This is a genomic window from Propionivibrio limicola (genome assembly GCF_009469695.1).
GTDB classification, from domain to species: domain Bacteria; phylum Pseudomonadota; class Gammaproteobacteria; order Burkholderiales; family Rhodocyclaceae; genus Propionivibrio; species Propionivibrio limicola.
Window position 1 is genome coordinate 1 of sequence record NZ_SSSR01000031.1, and the last position, 18545, is coordinate 18545.

The window sequence follows — 18545 nt, forward strand, 5'->3', positions numbered from 1 at the left end:
GAAAGGCTGGCATTCATACGCGCAGAATCCTCGCCGCCTCCTCTGATGCCTACCGGGAGTCCATCCTTGGACTCGGGTAGGTTTGATGCGATTGCCCTGAGCGAACAGCTCCAATGCGGGGGGGCGAGGGGGCTCTGTGCTATCATCGCCGGCTTGATTTCTACTGGCTGTGCCCTCTCCCGTGCCCAACGTCGACCTTCATTGCCATTCCACCGCGTCCGATGGACTGCTGTCCGCGGCGGAAGTGGTGCGGTTGGCGGCGCAGAACGGCGTCGAGATTCTGGCGCTGACCGATCACGATGATCTGGGCGGGTTGGAAGAGGCCCGCGCGGCGGCTGACGAGGCCGGGGTTCGGTTCATCAACGGCGTCGAGATTTCGATTGAGTGGATGGAGTCGCAGGTGCATATCGTCGGCCTCAATTTCGATGCCGGCGATGCGGCGCTCAACGCCGGTCTCGAATCGATCCGCGCTGGGCGGGTCAGCCGGGCGCGGCGGATGTCGGAAGCGTTCGAGCAAATTGCCATCAAGGGCACGTTCGATGGTGCGATGCGTTATGCCGGTAACCCGAACCTGATCGGTCGCGCCCATTTCGCCCGCTATCTCGTCGAGATCGGTGTCTGCAAGGACGTGCGCAGCGTTTTTGATTCCTATCTCGTGCCGGGGCGGCCGGGGTACGTTGCGCATCGCTGGCCGACCATGCAGGACGCCGTCGGCTGGATCGTCAGGGCGGGTGGCATCGCCGTTATGGCCCATCCGGGGCGGTACAAGTTTTCGAAGGGCGAGATGCGACGCCTGTTCGACGAGTTCAAGCTGCATGGCGGCCGCGCGGTGGAGGTCATATCGGGTAGTCATTCCGCCGACAATGTGAAGACGTTCGCCCGACTGGCTCGTAAATATGATTTGTTGGCGTCATGCGGTTCCGATTATCACGGTCCGGGCGAGAGCTATGTGGGGCTTGGCAAGTTGCCGCCGCTGCCGCCCGACCTGACGCCTGTTTGGGAAGCTTTTTGATTCATGGCTCGTTTTTTATCGATTCATCCGGACGATCCGCAACCGCGCCTGCTGGCGCAGGCGGCGGAGGTCGTCCGTAACGGCGGGATCATCGCATTCCCGACCGACTCATGTTATTCGTTGGGCTGCCGTTTGGGCGACAAGGAGGCTGTTGAGCGTATCCGACAGATTCGCGGTGTCGACGACCGTCACCATCTGACGCTGATGTGCAGCGACCTTTCGCAGATTGCCCAGTTTGCGCGTGTCGACAATGCGCAGTATCGGCTGCTCAAGGCGACGACGCCGGGCAGCTACGTGTTCATCCTGGAAGGCACCAAGGAACTGCCGCGTCGCGTACTGCATCCGAAGCGCAAAACGATCGGGTTGCGTGTGCCGGAAAACAGGGTGGCGCTGGCGTTGCTCGAAACGCTGGGCGAACCGTTACTGACGGCAACCTTGCTCCTGCCGGGCGATGAGGAGCCGCTGACCGAAGGATGGATCATTCAGGATCGGCTGGACGACTTGATCGAACTGGTCATTGATGGCGGTTATTGCGGAACGACGCCGACGACGGTTGTCGATCTGACGCACATGCCGCCGGAACTGGTGCGCGCTGGTCGCGGTCCGTTGGAACCCTTTGCTTTCGAGTGACCGAGGAATGGATATCTACGCACTGATTCAGACAATCGCCATTTCTGCGCTGCCGGTAATCTTCGCCATCACGCTGCACGAAGCGGCGCATGGTTACGCGGCGCGACATTTTGGCGATAACACGGCGTGGGCGGCCGGTCGCATCAGTCTCAACCCGCTGCGGCACGTCGATCCAGTCGGGACGCTGCTCGTGCCCGGCCTGATTCTGGCGACCAGTTACCTGGCAGCCGGCAGTGCCATGCTGTTTGGCTGGGCCAAGCCGGTGCCGGTGAACTTCGGTCGTCTCCGTAATCCGAAGCGGGACATGCTGTGGGTTGCCGCCGCCGGCCCGGCGACGAATCTTCTGATGGCGTTGGGGTGGGCCGGCATGTTCAAACTGGCGCAAGTGATGCCGGCCAATATGTACTCCGTGCCGCTCGCCGAAATGAGTGTGGTCGGAATCAACGTCAATCTTGTGCTGATGGTGCTCAACCTCTTACCGCTGCCGCCGCTTGATGGCGGACGGATTGCGGTCAGCCTGTTGCCGTTGCGCATGGCGCTGAAATTTGCGCAGATTGAGCGCTGGGGCTTCCCGATTCTTCTGGTCTTGCTCTTTACCGGCATTTTGAGCGACATCATGTGGCCGTTCGTGGCTCTGTTCAAAGGCCTGATTATCTTTCTTTTTCAGTTGAACTAATCCTATGTACGCAGAACGAGTCCTTTCCGGCATGCGCCCCACGGGCAGCCTGCACCTTGGCCACTACCACGGCGTGCTCAAGAACTGGGTCAAGCTCCAGCACGAGTACCCTTGCCTGTTCTTCGTCGCCGACTGGCATGCGCTGACCACCCAGTACGACGACCCGCACGGCATCGCCAATTCGGCATGGGAAATGGTCATCGACTGGCTGGCCGCCGGTGTCGATCCGGAAAAGGCAACGCTGTTCATCCAGTCGCAGGTGCCCGAGCACGCGGAACTTCATCTGCTGATGTCGATGATGACGCCGCTCGGCTGGCTCGAACGCGTGCCGACCTACAAGGACCAGCAGGAAAAGCTGTCGAACAAGGATTTGTCGACCTACGGCTTCCTCGGCTACCCGTTGTTGATGAGCGCCGATATCCTGATTTACCGTGCCGACAAGGTTCCGGTCGGTGAGGATCAGATTCCGCACGTCGAAATTACCCGCGAACTGGCGCGCCGCTTCAACCACATGTACGGCCGCGAACCGGGCTTCGAGGAAAAGGCGAAGGAAGCGGTCGCCAAACTCGGCAGCAAGAACAAACGCTCCTTCGAGCATCTGCGTACCCGTTTCCAGCAGGAAGGCGACGCCAACGCGCTGGAGCAGGCTCGGACCCTGATTCATGAAGCGCAAAGCCTGTCGCATGTCGATCGCGAACGCCTGTCCGGCTACCTGACGGGGGCTGGCAAGCAGATTCTCGTTGAACCGGGCTATCTGTTGACCGAAGCGTCGAAAATGCCGGGGCTCGACGGGCAGAAAATGTCCAAGTCCTACGGTAATACGATCACCCTGCGCGAGGACGAAGCCTCGGTGACGCAGAAGGTCAAGCGCATGCCGACCGACCCGTCGCGCGTGCGTCGCACCGATGTCGGTGATCCGGACAAGTGCCCGGTCTGGCAACTGCATCAGGTCTATTCGGACGATGCTTGCAAGGACTGGGTGCAGAAGGGCTGTCGCAGCGCGGGTATCGGCTGTCTCGAATGCAAGCAACCGGTGATCGACGGCATCCTCAAGGAGCAGGCGCCGATGCGCGAACGGGCGCAAATGTACCTCGACAAGCCGTCGCTGGTGCGCGAAATCCTTGCCGAAGGCAACAAGAAAGCCGGCGTGCTGGCGCGCGAAACCATGCGCGACGTGCGCGAGGCGATGGGGTTAAGCTACCGCTAGCCGCAATGACTGGAAAATCGTTCACCACAGAGGCACAGAGGCACAGAGAAAAACGAAACTTCGAAAACGCGTTTCTCTGTGGTGCCTCCATGTCTCTGTGTCTCTGTGGTTGCTGGTTTTTCGGTGTTTTGTCATGAGCGAAATTGCCGTATCCGAACCGCTAGCGCGCATCTATGGCGAGCCGCTGGTGCAGATGCCGCTCGATCTTTACATCCCGCCGGATGCGATGGCCGTCATGCTTGACGCCTTCGAGGGGCCGCTCGACCTGTTGCTCTATCTGATCCGCAAGGCCAACATCAGCGTCCTCGATATCCCGATGGCGCCGCTGACCGCGCAGTATCTGATTTACGTCGATGCCATGCGCGCGCAGAACCTGGAGCTGGCGGCCGATTACCTCGTAATGGCGGCAATGCTGATCGAGATCAAGTCACGCATGCTGTTGCCGAAGGTCAAGGCGGAAGAAGGTGAGGAGGCGGAAGATCCGCGTGCCGAACTGGTTCGCCGCCTGATCGAGTACGAGCAGATGAAGCAGGCCGCGTTGCGGCTCGATGAACTGCCGCAAGCGGAGCGCGATTTTGACTGGGTTGAAGTGTGCGTCGAGAAAACGCTGCTCCAGCGCTTGCCGGATGTCAGTCCCGATGATCTGCGGGATGCCTGGCGGGCGATCCTGCGGCAAAGCAAGTTGTCGACGCGGCACACCATTCAACGCGAGGAACTCTCGGTGCGCGAGCATATGGGGCAGATCCTGCGCTTTCTGCGTGAGGCGGGTGGCTTTGTCGAATTCTGCGCTATGTTCGATGTCACGCTGGGGCGTCCAGTGCTGGTCGTACATTTTCTGGCGATGCTCGAACTGGCGCGCGAGCATCTGCTGGAATTGACGCAAAGCGAAGCGTTTGCGCCGATTTACGTCAGGCTGTCCGACGGGCAAGGTAAACAAGAACAAGGCGGAGAACTGCAAAGTGGCGAAATCAGCAACGCCGCGGCCGGATAACGCCGCTCAGGTCAAACGCATTCTCGAAGCGGTGCTGCTCAGTGCGCAGCAACCGTTGTCGCTCTTCGAGCTCAAAAAAGCATTCGATGACGCGATTGGCTCTGATGTTCTACGCATCCTGCTTGATGACGTACGGAACGACTGGGCCGACCAGCCGCTGGAGTTGGTGCAGGTCGCCAGTGGTTGGCGCTTTCGTACGCGTGCCGAATTCATGCCGTTCATCGAGCGGCTCAATCCGGAGAAGCCGCCGAAGTACTCGCGCGCTGTGCTTGAAACACTGGCGATCATCGCCTACCGTCAGCCTGTGACACGAGGCGACATCGAGGAAATTCGCGGTGTTACCGTGTCGACGCAAGTCATAAAAACGCTCGAAGAGCGCGGCTGGGTCGATGTTGTCGGTCACCGCGATACGCCGGGTCGTCCTGCACTTCTTGCAACCACGAAGAAGTTTCTCGATGATCTTGGTCTGCGCAGCGTGACCGAACTGCCCCCGCTTGAAATCATGAATCAATCACTGGAGCTGGCCGATGCCCAACCCCAATAAAAACCGCAAGACACCGTTCCGTCCTCCTGTTGCCGACCTCCGTCGGCAACGTGGGGAAAAACCCATGGCCGCCTCGCTTGAGGTGCGCGAAAACGAAGAGCATAGCGCCGAGCCGGCAGAGCGTCGGCGAGGCCGTCCCGCGCGCGACCTTTCCAAGCGTGGCCGGCACAAGGAACTGCCGGGCAAGCCGGAGCGATTGCAAAAGCTGCTTGCGCAGAGCGGCATCGGATCGCGTCGCGAGATGGAGGAATTGATTGCCGCCGGTCGCGTGAACGTCAATGGCGAGACGGCACACCTTGGCCAGTCCGCCAGCCCCGGGGACCGCATCAAGGTCAATGGTCGGTTGGTGCATCTCAAGTTTTCGAACCGCTTGCCGCGCGTGATCATTTACCACAAGCCAGAGGGCGAGATCGTCTCACGGGACGATCCGGATCACCGTCCGAGCGTGTTTAACTCGCTGCCCCGGCTGACCGGGGGGCGATGGGTGGCCGTTGGCCGTCTCGATTTCAATACCAGCGGTTTGTTGCTGTTTACGACTTCGGGCGATCTTGCCAATCGGTTGATGCATCCCAGATATAACCTCGTTCGCGAATATGCGGTGCGCGTGCTCGGCGATTTGTCTGCGGAGGCCCAGAAGCAACTTTTGGAGGGCGTCGAACTGGAAGACGGTCCGGCACAATTTGCCTCGCTGGAGGATGCGGGAGGCGAAGGTGCGAATCACTGGTACCGGGTATCGATTTTCGAAGGCCGGAATCGCGAAGTACGGCGCATGTTCGAGGCCGTTGGCGTTGTGGTTAGCCGCCTGATGCGCGTGCGCTATGGTCCCTTTGTTTTGCCGGCGAATCTCAAGCGGGGCAAGGTGCTCGACCTGAGCGAGGTGGAAGTGCGCAAACTGATGCAGGAATTTGGCATGGAAAATCCCGAGGTTGTAGATCGTCCGGCATGGAGTGAGCGGCGGGGGCGCTAAAGCGGCTGGATTGAACCGGAGGATGAGTTGTCTTGCCGCTACGTAATCATTTACGTAAGCGGCGTTTCCCGTTATAATTAAAGGGTTTTTTCGCTCGCCCCTCGCAGGGGCAGTTTTTTCGGGGGATGGGCGTTTCGCCCATTTTTTATTTGTGGCTATGGATTTGCACGAACTTATCACTAGAACCGTCGAAGGTCTCGAATACGAGGTCGTGGATATCGAGCAAAGTCCGCGGGGGCGAATCCTGCGGGTTTTTATTGATAAAACCACGAAGGGTGGAGGCATCGACGTCGATGATTGTGCGTTGGTCAGCAATCAGCTTTCGCGCGTGCTGGCGGTCGAGAACGTCGATTATGACCGCCTTGAGGTGTCTTCGCCGGGTCTCGACAGGGTTCTCAAGAAAGAAGCCGATTTCGAGCGTTTTGCCGGATCGGAAGTCAATCTGCGGCTACGTCTCCCGGTGGGTGGGCGGCGCAATTTTAATGGTGTCCTGCACGGCGTGCAGGATGGCAAGGTGCGCCTGACGATCGATACGGGCGAAGTGGAACTGGAGTTGGGGAATGTCGACAAGGCCCGGCTGGTTCCGAAGTTCGATTGATCAGGGCTGTCAGGCAGGATAAGGGGGTAGTGAGAAAATGAGCCGCGAAACTTTGCTGCTGGTGGATGTGCTGGCGCGTGAGAAAAATGTGCCCAAGGATATTGTCTTTGGCGCGCTGGAGTTGGCGCTGGCGTCCGCGTCCAAGAAGCGGATCGACGATGAGGCGGATGTGCGTGTCGTTGTTAATCGCGAGTCTGGAGACTTCGAAACGTTTCGCCGTTGGGAAGTCGTGGCTGACGAGGACTACCTTATCGAAGCACGTCAAGTGCCGCTTTCGGAAGCGCGTAATCAGGATCCGGATGTGGAAGTCGGCGATTTTCTGGAGGAGGCGCTTGAGCCGATCGACTTCGGTCGAATTGGGGCGCAGGCGGCCAAGCAGGTCATCCTGCAAAAAATCCGCGATGCCGAGCGTGAGCAGATCCTCAGCGATTTTCTTGAACGCAAGGAGCATCTTGTCAACGGCACCATCAAGCGCATGGAGCGCGGCAATGCCATTGTCGAGGCCGGAAAGATCGAAGCCGTCCTGCCACGTGATCAGATGATCCCGCGTGAGAATTTGCGTGTTGGGGATCGGGTCAAGGCCTTTTTGTTGCGGGTCGACCGTGCGGCGCGTGGTCCGCAGTTGATTCTGTCGCGTACGGCGCCGGAATTCATCATCAAGTTGTTTGAGATGGAAGTTCCCGAGGTCGAAGACGGATTGCTCGAAATCAAGGCGGCAGCCCGTGATCCTGGTGTCCGGGCCAAGATTGCCGTCAAATCTAACGATCAACGCATCGACCCGATCGGTACATGCGTCGGTATGCGCGGTATGCGGGTGAATGCGGTGACCAATGAGCTCGGGGGAGAACGTGTCGATATCGTTCTGTGGTCCGCCGATCCCGCTCAGTTCGTCGTCGGTGCGCTCGCCCCGGCCGAGGTGTTGTCCGTTGTTGTCGATGAAGACAAGCACAGCATGGATGTCGTTGTGGATGAGAGCAATCTTGCCGTTGCAATCGGACGTGGTGGCCAGAATGTTCGCTTGGCGTCCGAATTGTCCGGCTGGACGATCAATCTGATGACCGAAGAAGAGTCGCAAACGCGTCTTGAAGCGGAGTCGGCAGCAGTCCGCGTACTCTTCATGGAAAAGCTTGATGTTGATGAGGAAGTGGCCAATATCCTGATCGAAGAGGGGTTCTCGACGCTGGAGGAAGTGGCTTATGTTCCGCTCCACGAGATGATGGAGATCGAGTCTTTCGATGAGGCAACAGTTCAAGAGTTGCGCGAGCGTGCTCGCAATGTCTTGTTAACCGAGGCTATCGCTACGGAAGAGCAGATCGGCGAAGTTTCGGAGGATATGCTGTCACTGGCTGGGATGGATAAGCAGTTGGCCGGCAAGTTGGCCGCCAACGGCATCAAGACGCGCGACGAGTTGGCCGATCTGGCTATTGACGAGTTGACCGAAATGACCGGGATCGATGCCGAACGCGCCAAAGAGTTGATTACCACGGCGCGTGCGCACTGGTTCGAGTAAGTAGAAAAGAGGATTCCACATGGCGCAAACAAGTGTTGCCCAATTTGCTTCTGACCTGAAAATGCCGGCAGTTGCACTGCTTGAGCAGTTGCAGAAGGCAGGGGTGGTCAAGAGCAGGGCCGACGACCTTCTTACCGAGCAGGATAAGTCCAGATTGCTGGAGTATCTTCGCCGTTCGCATGGTGAAGCCGAGTCGAAGACAAAGATCACGCTGACCCGCAGGGAAACGTCCGAGATCAAGGCACAGGATGCCCACGGGAAATCGCGAACGGTGCAAGTCGAGGTGCGGAAGAAGCGCGTCCTTGTGAAACGCGATACGCCCGATGCTCGCGGCGGAGCGACGACAGATGGTATGGCAGATGGTATTTCTGCTGTTTCACCAGTCGTGTCCGAACCGGTTGCAGTTCCGGTGCAACCGGAAGAGATTGAGCCGATTGCGCCTCCCGTAGTGGAGGTGATGTTGCCGGTCCAGGCGGCTGAAGTGGTGTCCGAGCCGACCGTTGAGGCGGTGGCGGTTGAGGCGGTGGCGGTTGAGGCGGTGGCGGTTGAGGCGGAGGAACCGGTCAAGGCCGCTGAGTCTGCCACGACGGTGGAAATGTCAGCCCCAACGGAAGTGGCACCTCTCGAACCGGTTATTGAGGTCGTGCAGGTGGTTGAGTTGCCGGAAGCGGCCAGCAAATCCGGTAGCGAGGTTGCCGGGAAGCCCGAGCAGAAAACTCCCGTTGATAAGACCGTTCCGCCGCCAGAAGCCAAGGTCGCAACCAAGAAGGTGGTGACGCGCGCCTCGATTATTGGCGAGGAGCAGCAGCGAATCCGTGCTGAGGAAGAGCGACGGAAGGCCGAGTTGCGTGCTCGTCAGGAAGCCGAGTTTCTGGAAAAGCAGCAGCGTGCTGCTGAGTTGGTTCGCTTGAAAAAAGAGGCTGAAGAAAAGGCTATTGCGGCGAAGGCGGCCGAAGTGGCCAAGCAAACGGCCGCGCAGACAGCGGTTGAGCGTCCTGCTGAAGACAAAGCTGCCAAGTCGGAGCGAACCTTGCATAAACCTGCAGCCAAGGCGGGCGCAGGCGACAAGAAGGCCGGTGAGAAAAAAGGAGCGTGGAAAGGCGACGAGGGTAAAGGCGAAGGTGGCAAGCGCCCCGGGGCGAAAACCCGTTCCGGACAGGCTGCCGCGACCACAGGTGGCTGGCGCGAAGGGAAGCACGGCAAGCGTGGCGGTCGTGCTGAAGCCGACGAGATGCATGCATTCCAGGCGCCGACCGAGGCCGTCATTCGGGAGGTGCATATCCCGGAAACCATCTCGGTGTCCGATCTCGCCCACAAGATGGCGGTGAAGGCGACCGAGGTCATCAAGGCCCTCATGAAGATGGGGTCGATGGTCACGATCAACCAAGTGCTCGATCAGGAAACGGCGATGATTGTCGTCGAGGAGATGGGGCACAAGGCGTTTGCGGCCAAACTTGACGATCCGGATGCGTTTCTTGATGAAGCGGCCGATCACAAGGATGTTCCGAGCTTGCCGCGTGCGCCAGTGGTTACCGTTATGGGCCACGTTGACCACGGTAAAACATCGTTACTGGACTACATCCGCCGCACCCGCGTCGCTTCGGGCGAGGCGGGCGGGATTACGCAGCACATCGGTGCTTATCACGTCGAAACGGCGCGTGGCATGGTGACCTTTCTCGATACGCCGGGGCACGAAGCCTTTACGGCAATGCGTGCTCGGGGCGCTCAGGCTACCGATATCGTTATTCTTGTTGTCGCCGCTGACGATGGCGTGATGCCGCAAACTAGGGAAGCGATTCACCATGCGAAGGCGGCTGGCGTGCCGATCGTGGTGGCAGTGAATAAGATTGACAAGCCGGACGCGAATCCCGAGCGCGTCAAGCAGGAACTGGTGGCCGAAGAGGTTGTGCCTGAAGAGTATGGCGGCGATTCGCCCTTCATTTCCGTTTCGGCCAAGACCGGCGTTGGTATTGATGAATTGCTTGAGAACGTTCTCCTGCAGGCTGAAGTACTCGAACTCAAAGCCCCTGTCGATGCACCGGCCAAAGGCTTGATCATCGAAGCACGTCTTGACAAGGGGCGTGGTCCGGTGGCGACAGTCTTGGTGCAGTCAGGTACCTTGCGTCAGGGTGATGTCTTGCTGTCGGGGCAGGTTTTTGGTCGTATCCGCGCCATGCTTGATGAAAACGGCAAGTCGATCAAGGAGGCCGGTCCGTCGATTCCGGTTGAGATCCTCGGCCTCTCGGACGTTCCTTCCGCCGGGCAGGACGCCGTGGTCTTGGTTGATGAACGCAAGGCGCGCGAGATTGCGCTGTTCCGTCAAGGCAAGTACCGTGACGTGAAACTGGCGACCAAGCAAGCCGCCAATCTTGAGAATATTCTCGAGTCGATGGGTGAAGCCGAAGTCAAGGTGCTGCCGCTCATCATCAAGGCCGACGTTCAGGGGTCGCAGGAGGCGCTGGTGCAGTCGCTACAGAAGTTGTCGACAGATGAGGTCAAGGTTAACGTCATCCACGCGGCCGTGGGGGGGATCAGCGAGTCCGATGTGCACCTCGCCCAAGCATCGAAAGCGGTCATCATTGGCTTCAACACCCGGGCCGATACTGGTGCACGCAAGGCGGCGGAAACTATTGGCGTCGATATCCGTTACTACAATATCATTTACGATGCGGTGGACGAGGTCAAGGCGGCGCTTTCCGGCATGCTGGCGCCCGAGAAACGTGAAGAGGTCACCGGTTTGGTGGAGATTCGTCAGGTTTTCCGGGCCAGCAAGATCGGTACGATTGCCGGTTGCTACGTGCTCGAAGGTGTTGTCAAACGTACGTCGCGTGGCCGCCTCTTGCGCAACAATGTCGTCATTTGGGATGGCGAGCTCGAATCGCTGAAGCGTTTCAAAGACGACGTCAAGGAAGTGCGTGCCGGCTTCGAATGCGGTCTTTCGTTGAAGAACTACTCAAGCTATGAGGAAGGTGATCAGCTTGAAGTTTACGATACGACTGAAGTGGCTCGGACGCTTTGATTGATGATGCACAAGAGTCATAAGAGTTTTTCTCGTAGCGAGCGGGTTTGCGAACAGATTCGGCGCGAATTGGCAGAGTTGATTCGTACTGAGCTGAAGGACCCGCGCGTTGGTATGGTCAGTATTACCGAGGTTGAGGTAAGTGCGGACTACTCGCATGCCAAAGTGTTCTTCAGCACTTTGGCTGGTCGGGAAAAACTGCCCGAGGTGATGGTTGGTCTGCAAAAGGCGGCTGGTTTTTTGCGGCGAGAGCTCGGCAAGCGAATTACGATTCATACCTTGCCTCAGTTGCACTTCATATTCGATCAGTCCCTCGAACGTGGGGCTGACCTGACCAAACTCATTAATGAAGCGGTGACGCTTTCCAATACGTCAGATTCATCCGACGACGTTTCTGAAAACTAAGCCTTGTCGATTCAGCAAAAAGTAAAGCGCTGCTGGCAGCGTGTCGATGGTGTTCTCTTGCTCGACAAGCCTGTTGGGATGACGTCGAACTCGGCGCTGCAAAGTGCTCGCCGCTTGTTCTCGGCGGCGAAAGCGGGGCACACGGGGACGCTCGATCCGATGGCCTCAGGGTTGCTGCCCGTGTGTTTTGGTGAGGCAACGAAATTCTCGGCCGATTTGCTTGAGGCGGACAAGATCTACGAGGCCGAACTTATGTTCGGTGTGACGACGAATACAGGCGACGCGGAAGGCGATGTTGTTGAGCGTCGCCTTCCCTCATTCGCGTTGTCTGATCTTGAAGGGGCGTTGGAGCGCTTCCGCGGCAGGATTCGGCAGGTTCCGCCAATGTATTCAGCGTTGAAGCGAAATGGTCGGCCACTGTACGAGTTGGCCCGTCAGGGAATAGAAGTCGAACGTGAAGCGCGTGAGGTGACAATTTCGGAGCTTGCACTGACGAACTTCTCCGGTGAGCATTGCCGGCTACGGGTGACTTGCAGCAAGGGTACCTATATCCGGACGCTCGCAGAAGATATTGGACATGCGCTTGGTTGTGGTGCCCACCTGACGGCGCTGCGGCGTATTGCCGTTGATGTGCTGGACGTTTCGGGCGCGTTAACGCTCGATCAGATTGCCGCAATTCCGGAAGAGGAGCGTGCTGCCTGTTTGTCGCCGCTCGATTCGCTGTTGCAGTCCTTGCCGCCCGTGTTTCTTGATGAGACTGCGGCAAGCCGTTTCTCGCATGGAAATCCGGTTTCAGCAGGGGGCTGTGTTGCAGGAAAATGCCGTGTTTACGCGTCAGGTCAGTTGCTTGGCGTTGGCGAGGTGAAAGCGAGCGGTGAAATATGGCCGCGGCGACTGGTCGTGAGTCAGTCATGAACTCGTTTGGTTTTCTTGCTTCTATCGTTTGCCTGCGGATATAATCGTCGCCTTCGCGCGCCAAGCGAAAATTTTATCAATCAGGCGTGGGCTCTATCAAACCGGGGCTGCGTCGTTTTTCTGAAAGTGAGTTTGACATGGCGATCACCGTCGCACAAAAAGCACAAATCGTTTCTGACTTCCAGCATCAGGCTGGCGATACCGGTTCTTCTGAAGTGCAAGTCGCACTCCTGACGGCCCGTATCAATGATCTTACTGGTCACTTCAAAGAGCACATGAAGGATCACCACTCCCGTCGTGGTCTGCTGCGCATGGTTAGCCGCCGTCGCAAGCTTCTTGATTACCTCAAGCGCACGAATGTTGATTCCTATCGTGCGCTCATTCAGCGTCTCGGTCTGCGCAAGTAATCTGCCAGCACAAAAAGCTGTGCGTTACGCGCGCCTAGGAGCGCAATTGCTGAACAGCAAGACAGCGGCACTGCCCGGGAGGGTAGTGCCGCTGTCTTTGTTTGTGCAGGTTAACGCCATCCGGCGTTTTGTTGACTCGTGTATCGGTATTGTGGGTGCGCGATAAATTATTGAGAAAGAGGAGTACATGTTTAATATCGCAAAAAAAACGTTCACCTATGGAGCGCATCAAGTAACGCTTGAAACGGGTGAAATTGCGCGGCAATCCGGCGCTGCCATCATGGTGTCGATGGACGATACCGTTGTTCTGGTGAGCGTTGTTGGGAACAAATCAGTCAAGCCCGGTCAGGACTTTTTTCCGCTGACTGTCGATTACATTGAAAAGACTTATGCTGCAGGCAAGATCCCCGGTGGCTTCTTCAAGCGTGAGGGGCGTCCTTCGGAGAAGGAGACGCTGACCTCGCGGCTGATCGATCGTCCCTTGCGTCCGCTGTTCCCGGAAGGGTTCTACAACGAAGTTCAGGTTGTTGCGATGGTCGTATCGCTCAATCCCGAAGTTGACCCGGATATTCCGGCGATGATCGGTGCCTCAGCCGCGTTGGCTGTATCGGGTATCCCGTTCAACGGTCCGATTGGCGCGGCCCGCGTTGGCTATCTCAATGGCGAGTACGTGCTTAACCCGACCGCGTCGCAGCTAAAGGATAGCCGCCTTGATCTGGTTGTCGCCGGTACTCAGTCCGCCGTGTTGATGGTTGAGTCGGAAGCCGATGTGCTGCCAGAAGATGTGATGCTCGGTGCTGTTGTATACGGGCACGAACAGATGCAGATCGTTATCAACGCCATACATGAGCTGGTCGAAGAAGCGGGTAAGCCGGAATGGGAATGGGTGGCGGAAGCCAGCAATGAAGACCTCTCTGAGAAGTTGAGCGCTCTGGTCGAAGCTGACTTGCAGGAAGCCTATCGCATTACCAGCAAGCAGCAGCGTACGCAGCGTCTGAAGGAGATTTCAGACAAGGCAGTCAATGCTTTGTCGGTTGGCGATAATGCTCCGGATGCGACGACAATCAGCAACATGATCTTCGAGCTCGAAGCGCGAATCGTCCGTGGCCGCATCCTTGCCGGCGAGCCGCGCATCGATGGTCGCGATACTCGTACTGTCCGTCCGCTCGCCATTCGCACCGGCGTGCTGCCGCGTACTCACGGCTCGGCACTGTTTACGCGGGGCGAGACCCAGGCGCTTGTCGTTGCGACATTGGGGACGGGGCGCGACGAGCAGATTATCGACTCTCTGGCGGGTGAATATCGCGAGCGATTCATGCTCCATTACAACTTCCCGCCTTACGCGACCGGCGAATGCGGTCGCGTCGGCTCGCCAAAGCGACGCGAGATCGGGCACGGTCGCCTTGCCAAGCGGGCCATGATTGCCGTGCTGCCGAAGGCGGAAGATTTTTCCTACTGCATGCGCGTCGTTTCCGAAATTACTGAATCAAACGGCTCCAGTTCCATGGCTTCCGTTTGTGGTTCTACCTTGGCGCTCATGGACGCCGGCGTGCCGCTCAAGGCGCACGTCGCCGGTATTGCCATGGGGCTGATCAAGGATGGCAACCGCTTCGCCGTCCTGACCGACATTCTTGGCGATGAAGATCACCTTGGTGACATGGACTTCAAGGTGGCCGGAACCGACGCCGGGGTAACCGCGTTGCAGATGGATATCAAAATCCAGGGAATCACCAAGGAGATCATGCAGGTTGCTCTGGCACAGGCCAAGGACGCTCGTTTGCATATTCTTCATCAGATGCAGCAAACCGTTGCTACCCCGCGCCAGGAAATTTCGGCCTACGCACCGCGTCTTTACACGATGAAGATTAACCCGGAGAAGATCCGTGATGTGATCGGTAAGGGTGGTTCGGTGATTCGTGCGATTACCGAGGAAACCGGTACGACTATCGATATTCAGGAAGACGGTACCATCACGATCGCGTCGGTTAATGGCGAGGCGGCTGATGCGGCCAAGGCGCGTATCGAGGCGATTACCGCCGAGGTTGAGGTTGGCAAGATTTACGAAGGCACTGTGCTCAAGCTGCTCGATTTCGGTGCGATCGTCAGCATCATGCCGGGGCGCGATGGCTTGCTGCACATTTCGCAGATTGCCAATGAGCGTGTAAATGCCGTCGCGGACTATCTGAAGGAAGGTCAGAAGGTTCGTGTCAAAGTGCTTGAAGCTGACGAGAAAGGACGTGTGCGTCTGTCGATGAAGGCCTTGACTGCGGACGAGGCGGCCGATTCGGCGATGCCGGTCTGATAATCCGGATGTAACAAAAAAGGACGCTTCCGCGTCCTTTTTTGTTTGTGGCCCGTTTCGCTGTGCGTCAGAAGAGGGGCGAGCTATAGGTGTGTTACTTGGCGATCTGGCGCTCGCGTACTTCTTCAAGTGTCTTGCAGTCGATGCAGAGCGAAGCAGTCGGGCGGGCTTCAAGGCGCTTGATACCGATTTCGACGCCGCAGCTACTGCAATAACCGTAGTCGCCGCTGTCGATGAGAGCGATCGTTTCATCGATTTTCTTGATCAATTTGCGTTCGCGATCGCGGTTGCGAAGCTCGATGGCAATATCGGTCTCCTGGCTGGCCCGATCATTAGGGTCGGCAAAGACGGTGGCTTCGTCCTGCATGGTGTGCACTGTCCGCTCAATATCATTCATCAGCTCGCTCTTGAGCGTCTCAAGGATGGTGCGGAAGTGGGCCAGTTGCCCTTCACTCATGTATTCCTCGCCCGGTTTCGGGGTGTAAGGAGAGAACTGTTTTTGGAGTAATTCTTCAGGCATGTTCTAAGACCATCCAATCGTTTTTTGCAAAGAGGCGATTAAATATCAGAAATGGACCAATACTGCAAGTAAGTGCCCTACGACCGGTAATCAAGTGAACCGGGAACACCACGAGAAACGCAAGGATATCCGCCTTATTCGCTTATGGTGAGTCTTTTTATTTGTAAAAAATGCGGCTACATGATTGACCAAGAGAAAGTAGGTCTGTAGAATGTGCAGCTCTCGGGGCGTAGCGCAGTCTGGTAGCGCATCTGCTTTGGGAGCAGAGGGTCGTGAGTTCGAATCCCACCGCCCCGACCAGTTTTAGTTTTACCGTAAGTAATGCGTTTCCGGCGGGTAAGCAACTCCCGATAGTTTCGCGACTCGCGCCCGTAGCTCAACCGGATAGAGCACCGGCCTTCTAAGCCGGGGGTTGTGAGTTCGAGTCTCGCCGGGCGCGCCAGAACAATGGCGGTGTTAGCTCAGTTGGTAGAGCATCGGATTGTGATTCCGAGGGTCACCGGTTCAAGCCCGGTACATCGCCCCAAATAAAAGCCCAGTGTAGTCAAATGATTACACTGGGCTTTTCCATTTCAGGCGCCAAATTTTTGCGTTGGTGCTTACATCGCGAATTGAACAGTACTCTCTGTTTAACTATATTGAATCAAGTGATTGGCTCATTGGGCCAATCATGATCCCATGCGCCGGCTTTGTCTGGCGATGTCGGCCTTTGCAAGCGTTAGGCTTCGAAAATAAGGAGGTATTGTGTTTGCAATCCTTATTTATGCCAATCTCGGTCTTGCTGTCGCCATCAGCGTGTTAGCTGCGCTGGTATTCAACCGTCCGCTCAACTGGCTGATTCGTAAAAGTTTTGGTGAACAGGCTTCATTGGTGTGGGGGCGGTATATTTTGTTCCTGATCGGCACTCTGAGCGTGGCGATCGGTAACAGGATATGGGATATCGAGCGTTATGCTATCGAGAATGGTGGTTTGCCTGTTTCCGCGGATCTTTTGGTGCTTGAGCTATACAGAACGGCAATCGCTACGCTGGCCTGCAACGCCTTGTTTTCCCTGGTCGTTTTTATTGCTATTTGGATGACCTCAATGACCAGGCACGATGACTGAGTTGAGGTTGTTCGAATTGGAGCAAGCGGGATCACAGCGTAAGGGGCAGCGCGAAAGGGGGAGCAGTGGGCACTGTTGGATTGATTCTCTCTTTTGTTGTCGCGCTTTTTGTGGCGGGCGGTCTCGTTTGCATTCTGATCTACAACGGTTTTGTGAGATCCCGCTTGCGTGTTCAGGAGGCTTGGTCGGCGATCGACATACAACTCAAGCGCAGAGCGGATCTTGTTCCCAATCTTGTTGAAACTGTCAAAGGGTATGCGATCCACGAACAGGATACCCTTGCGGAAGTGACCCGGGCACGAAGTGCCTTGCAGGATGCACAAGGCGCAATGCAAGCGGCGGAGGCTGACAATTTCCTGACCCAGGCGCTGGGCCGACTGTTTGCGGTGGTCGAGGCTTATCCCGAACTCAAAGCCTCGGAGAATTTCATTTCCTTGCAAAAAGACCTTTACGATCTCGAGGAGAAGATTGCCTATGCGCGCCAGTTTTACAACCGGAATGTTCTTGATTTCAATACAAGAATCCGCGTCTTTCCCCAATCCATCGTGGCGGCAATGTTTGGCTTTGCGCCAATGGAGTTCTTCGAGTCAGGCGAGCGACGGGGTAATGTCAATGTAAGTTTTAAAAAATAGAGGCTTTTCGAGATGGATGGCGATGAAAGTCCGGTATCCTGTTCTGTTCTGGTTTACGACCGAATACAGGAGAATGAACGGGCCACACGTCTTCTGGTCGGATTGTTTGTCCTGTTCGTTCTTCCTGCCGTTGCCTTTCTCGTCGAATACGGCGCCATATGGCTGCTGATGTTGTCTCCCGTTGTGCTTGATAAAGGTGTCAGCGAACAGCAACTGATACGGGTTGTGGTGTTTTTGGGTGGCGTCATCTTTTTGGGGCTTCTGGCTGTCGCCGTCATCAAATACCGGAAGGCCGCTGAATCGACGTTGCATACCGTAGGTGCAAGGCCTCCATCGGCGGATGAAGCTGAGTTGCTGCGTACAGTCGAGAATTTGTGCATTGGTGCCGGGCTTCCCGTTCCCAGTGTGTATGTTGTGGACTCATGGCCGCCCAACGCTTTCAGCGTCGGATTTTCTCCCGAACGTGCCAGTCTGGTCGTAACCCGCGGATTGCTTGATCTGCTTGACAGGCTGGAGCTGGAAGGTGTCGTTGCTCATGAGCTTTCCCATATCGGAAACCGCGATTCCCGACTCAACACGGTCCTTTCGGTGATGCTGCGCACGATGATCGTTCCACTCCCAATTCGGGCAGTGCTATGGCTCGGATTTGCGCTTTCTCTTCCGCTGTATTTCTTCGAATTCTTTTACGATGGCGAGTTCTTTGGCGATTTCCCTTCGTCTGCGAGACTTCTCATCGGGTTACAGACGGTTCTTGTCGGCTGGGCGCTGGTTTGGCCGTGGGTCGGTCGGATCATTCAGCATGTGCTATCCCGCCGGCGCGAATTTCTTGCCGATGCGGATGCTGTGCTCTTGACGCGCTATCCCGAAGGATTGATTCGGGCGTTGAGCAAGGCGAGTGGGGCCATTGTCGCTGGCGGATCTTTGGTCAAGAAATGTGGCTTCGTCGCCAACCCGGCCTTCAGCCACCTGTTCTTGCTCACGCCTGTTTCCAGCTGGCCGTTGTTTGATGTCACCAGCGGTTGTAAATTGACACAGGCCAGCGATTGAAAGTTGATACACCGAACTGAGAAGATCGGCGGTTTTTGAGGCGCCGGTGATCACGAACG

Annotated in this window: 18 protein-coding genes and 3 tRNA genes; 20 read left to right on the plus strand and 1 reads right to left on the minus strand. The window is 57.0% G+C overall.

The window, feature by feature from the left end:
- Window positions 1-181 precede the first annotated feature (181 nt).
- The 14 genes from GH659_RS14370 (at window position 182) to pnp (ending at window position 15183) form a co-directional block, all read left to right on the plus strand.
- The gene (locus GH659_RS14370; protein WP_153112130.1) at window positions 182-1012 is read left to right on the plus strand and encodes a 3',5'-nucleoside bisphosphate phosphatase; all 831 of its coding nucleotides are present in this window, start codon (window positions 182-184) and stop codon (window positions 1010-1012) included.
- Between the two features lie 3 nt (window positions 1013-1015).
- Window positions 1016-1642: an L-threonylcarbamoyladenylate synthase gene (locus GH659_RS14375; RefSeq protein WP_153112131.1), complete on the plus strand. Its 627-nt coding sequence runs from the start codon at window positions 1016-1018 to the stop codon at window positions 1640-1642.
- Window positions 1643-1649: 7 nt separating this feature from the next.
- Window positions 1650-2318: a site-2 protease family protein gene (locus GH659_RS14380; protein ID WP_153112132.1), complete on the plus strand. Its 669-nt coding sequence runs from the start codon at window positions 1650-1652 to the stop codon at window positions 2316-2318.
- A 4-nt stretch (window positions 2319-2322) separates the two neighbouring features.
- Complete coding sequence (locus GH659_RS14385; RefSeq protein ID WP_153112133.1) at window positions 2323-3525, plus strand: tryptophan--tRNA ligase; 1203 nt, start codon at window positions 2323-2325, stop codon at window positions 3523-3525.
- 133 nt (window positions 3526-3658) lie between these two features.
- Window positions 3659-4516 carry a segregation and condensation protein A gene (locus GH659_RS14390; protein ID WP_153112134.1) on the plus strand — a complete coding sequence of 286 codons (858 nt, stop codon included), beginning with the start codon at window positions 3659-3661 and terminating at the stop codon, window positions 4514-4516.
- A complete protein-coding gene (gene scpB / locus GH659_RS14395; protein ID WP_153112135.1) occupies window positions 4485-5060 on the plus strand; it encodes an SMC-Scp complex subunit ScpB in 576 nt (191 codons plus the stop codon). Before GH659_RS14390 ends, scpB begins: the two co-directional genes overlap by 32 nt.
- Window positions 5044-6027: a 23S rRNA pseudouridine(2605) synthase RluB gene (gene rluB, locus GH659_RS14400; protein ID WP_153112136.1), complete on the plus strand. Its 984-nt coding sequence runs from the start codon at window positions 5044-5046 to the stop codon at window positions 6025-6027. The genes scpB and rluB overlap by 17 nt, the downstream gene beginning before the upstream one ends.
- A 157-nt stretch (window positions 6028-6184) precedes the next feature.
- Window positions 6185-6625, plus strand: a complete 441-nt coding sequence (gene rimP / locus GH659_RS14405) for a ribosome maturation factor RimP (RefSeq protein WP_153112137.1) — start codon at window positions 6185-6187, stop codon at window positions 6623-6625.
- 37 nt (window positions 6626-6662) lie between these two features.
- On the plus strand, window positions 6663-8135 hold the full coding sequence (gene nusA, locus GH659_RS14410) for a transcription termination factor NusA (protein WP_153112138.1): 1473 nt from the start codon (window positions 6663-6665) through the stop codon (window positions 8133-8135).
- Window positions 8136-8154: 19 nt separating this feature from the next.
- On the plus strand, window positions 8155-11154 hold the full coding sequence (infB, locus tag GH659_RS14415) for a translation initiation factor IF-2 (RefSeq protein WP_153112139.1): 3000 nt from the start codon (window positions 8155-8157) through the stop codon (window positions 11152-11154).
- 3 nt (window positions 11155-11157) lie between these two features.
- Entirely contained in the window at window positions 11158-11559 is a 402-nt protein-coding gene (gene rbfA, locus GH659_RS14420) for a 30S ribosome-binding factor RbfA (protein ID WP_246167893.1), read from the plus strand.
- A gap of 3 nt (window positions 11560-11562) precedes the next feature.
- On the plus strand, window positions 11563-12474 hold the full coding sequence (gene truB / locus GH659_RS14425) for a tRNA pseudouridine(55) synthase TruB (protein WP_343030112.1): 912 nt from the start codon (window positions 11563-11565) through the stop codon (window positions 12472-12474).
- Between the two features lie 137 nt (window positions 12475-12611).
- A complete protein-coding gene (gene rpsO / locus GH659_RS14430) occupies window positions 12612-12881 on the plus strand; it encodes a 30S ribosomal protein S15 (RefSeq protein WP_153112140.1) in 270 nt (89 codons plus the stop codon).
- Between the two features lie 187 nt (window positions 12882-13068).
- Window positions 13069-15183 (plus strand): polyribonucleotide nucleotidyltransferase, encoded by a 2115-nt coding sequence (gene pnp / locus GH659_RS14435; protein ID WP_153112141.1) that lies wholly within the window; start codon window positions 13069-13071, stop codon window positions 15181-15183.
- 94 nt (window positions 15184-15277) lie between these two features.
- Here the strand turns inward: pnp and dksA are convergent, their stop codons facing one another.
- Window positions 15278-15703 (minus strand): RNA polymerase-binding protein DksA, encoded by a 426-nt coding sequence (gene dksA / locus GH659_RS14440; protein WP_153112142.1) that lies wholly within the window; start codon window positions 15701-15703, stop codon window positions 15278-15280.
- 223 nt (window positions 15704-15926) lie between these two features.
- On the opposite strand from dksA, the gene GH659_RS14445 reads away from it, so the two are divergent.
- From GH659_RS14445 to GH659_RS14470, 6 genes are all read left to right on the plus strand, one after another.
- Window positions 15927-16003, plus strand: a tRNA-Pro gene (locus GH659_RS14445).
- Between the two features lie 65 nt (window positions 16004-16068).
- Window positions 16069-16145: transfer RNA gene (locus tag GH659_RS14450), tRNA-Arg, on the plus strand.
- 8 nt (window positions 16146-16153) lie between these two features.
- Window positions 16154-16229: transfer RNA gene (locus tag GH659_RS14455), tRNA-His, on the plus strand.
- 218 nt (window positions 16230-16447) lie between these two features.
- Window positions 16448-16807: a hypothetical protein gene (locus GH659_RS14460; RefSeq protein ID WP_153112143.1), complete on the plus strand. Its 360-nt coding sequence runs from the start codon at window positions 16448-16450 to the stop codon at window positions 16805-16807.
- Between the two features lie 65 nt (window positions 16808-16872).
- Complete coding sequence (locus GH659_RS14465; RefSeq protein WP_211364272.1) at window positions 16873-17439, plus strand: LemA family protein; 567 nt, start codon at window positions 16873-16875, stop codon at window positions 17437-17439.
- A 12-nt stretch (window positions 17440-17451) separates the two neighbouring features.
- Window positions 17452-18486 carry a M48 family metalloprotease gene (locus GH659_RS14470; protein WP_153112144.1) on the plus strand — a complete coding sequence of 345 codons (1035 nt, stop codon included), beginning with the start codon at window positions 17452-17454 and terminating at the stop codon, window positions 18484-18486.
- Window positions 18487-18545 lie beyond the last annotated feature (59 nt).

Bases quoted from the DNA above. Each gene is read 5' to 3' on its own strand.
- GH659_RS14375 (WP_153112131.1), top strand. From the start codon at position 1,016: ATGGCTCGTTTTTTATCGATTCATCCGGACGATCCGCAACCGCGCCTG.
- GH659_RS14380 (WP_153112132.1), top strand. From the start codon at position 1,650: ATGGATATCTACGCACTGATTCAGACAATCGCCATTTCTGCGCTGCCG.
- GH659_RS14385 (WP_153112133.1), top strand. From the start codon at position 2,323: ATGTACGCAGAACGAGTCCTTTCCGGCATGCGCCCCACGGGCAGCCTG.
- GH659_RS14390 (WP_153112134.1), top strand. From the start codon at position 3,659: ATGAGCGAAATTGCCGTATCCGAACCGCTAGCGCGCATCTATGGCGAG.
- rluB (WP_153112136.1), top strand. From the start codon at position 5,044: ATGCCCAACCCCAATAAAAACCGCAAGACACCGTTCCGTCCTCCTGTT.
- rimP (WP_153112137.1), top strand. From the start codon at position 6,185: ATGGATTTGCACGAACTTATCACTAGAACCGTCGAAGGTCTCGAATAC.
- nusA (WP_153112138.1), top strand. From the start codon at position 6,663: ATGAGCCGCGAAACTTTGCTGCTGGTGGATGTGCTGGCGCGTGAGAAA.
- infB (WP_153112139.1), top strand. From the start codon at position 8,155: ATGGCGCAAACAAGTGTTGCCCAATTTGCTTCTGACCTGAAAATGCCG.
- rbfA (WP_246167893.1), top strand. From the start codon at position 11,158: ATGATGCACAAGAGTCATAAGAGTTTTTCTCGTAGCGAGCGGGTTTGC.
- rpsO (WP_153112140.1), top strand. From the start codon at position 12,612: ATGGCGATCACCGTCGCACAAAAAGCACAAATCGTTTCTGACTTCCAG.
- pnp (WP_153112141.1), top strand. From the start codon at position 13,069: ATGTTTAATATCGCAAAAAAAACGTTCACCTATGGAGCGCATCAAGTA.
- dksA (WP_153112142.1), bottom strand. From the start codon at position 15,703: ATGCCTGAAGAATTACTCCAAAAACAGTTCTCTCCTTACACCCCGAAA.
- GH659_RS14470 (WP_153112144.1), top strand. From the start codon at position 17,452: ATGGATGGCGATGAAAGTCCGGTATCCTGTTCTGTTCTGGTTTACGAC.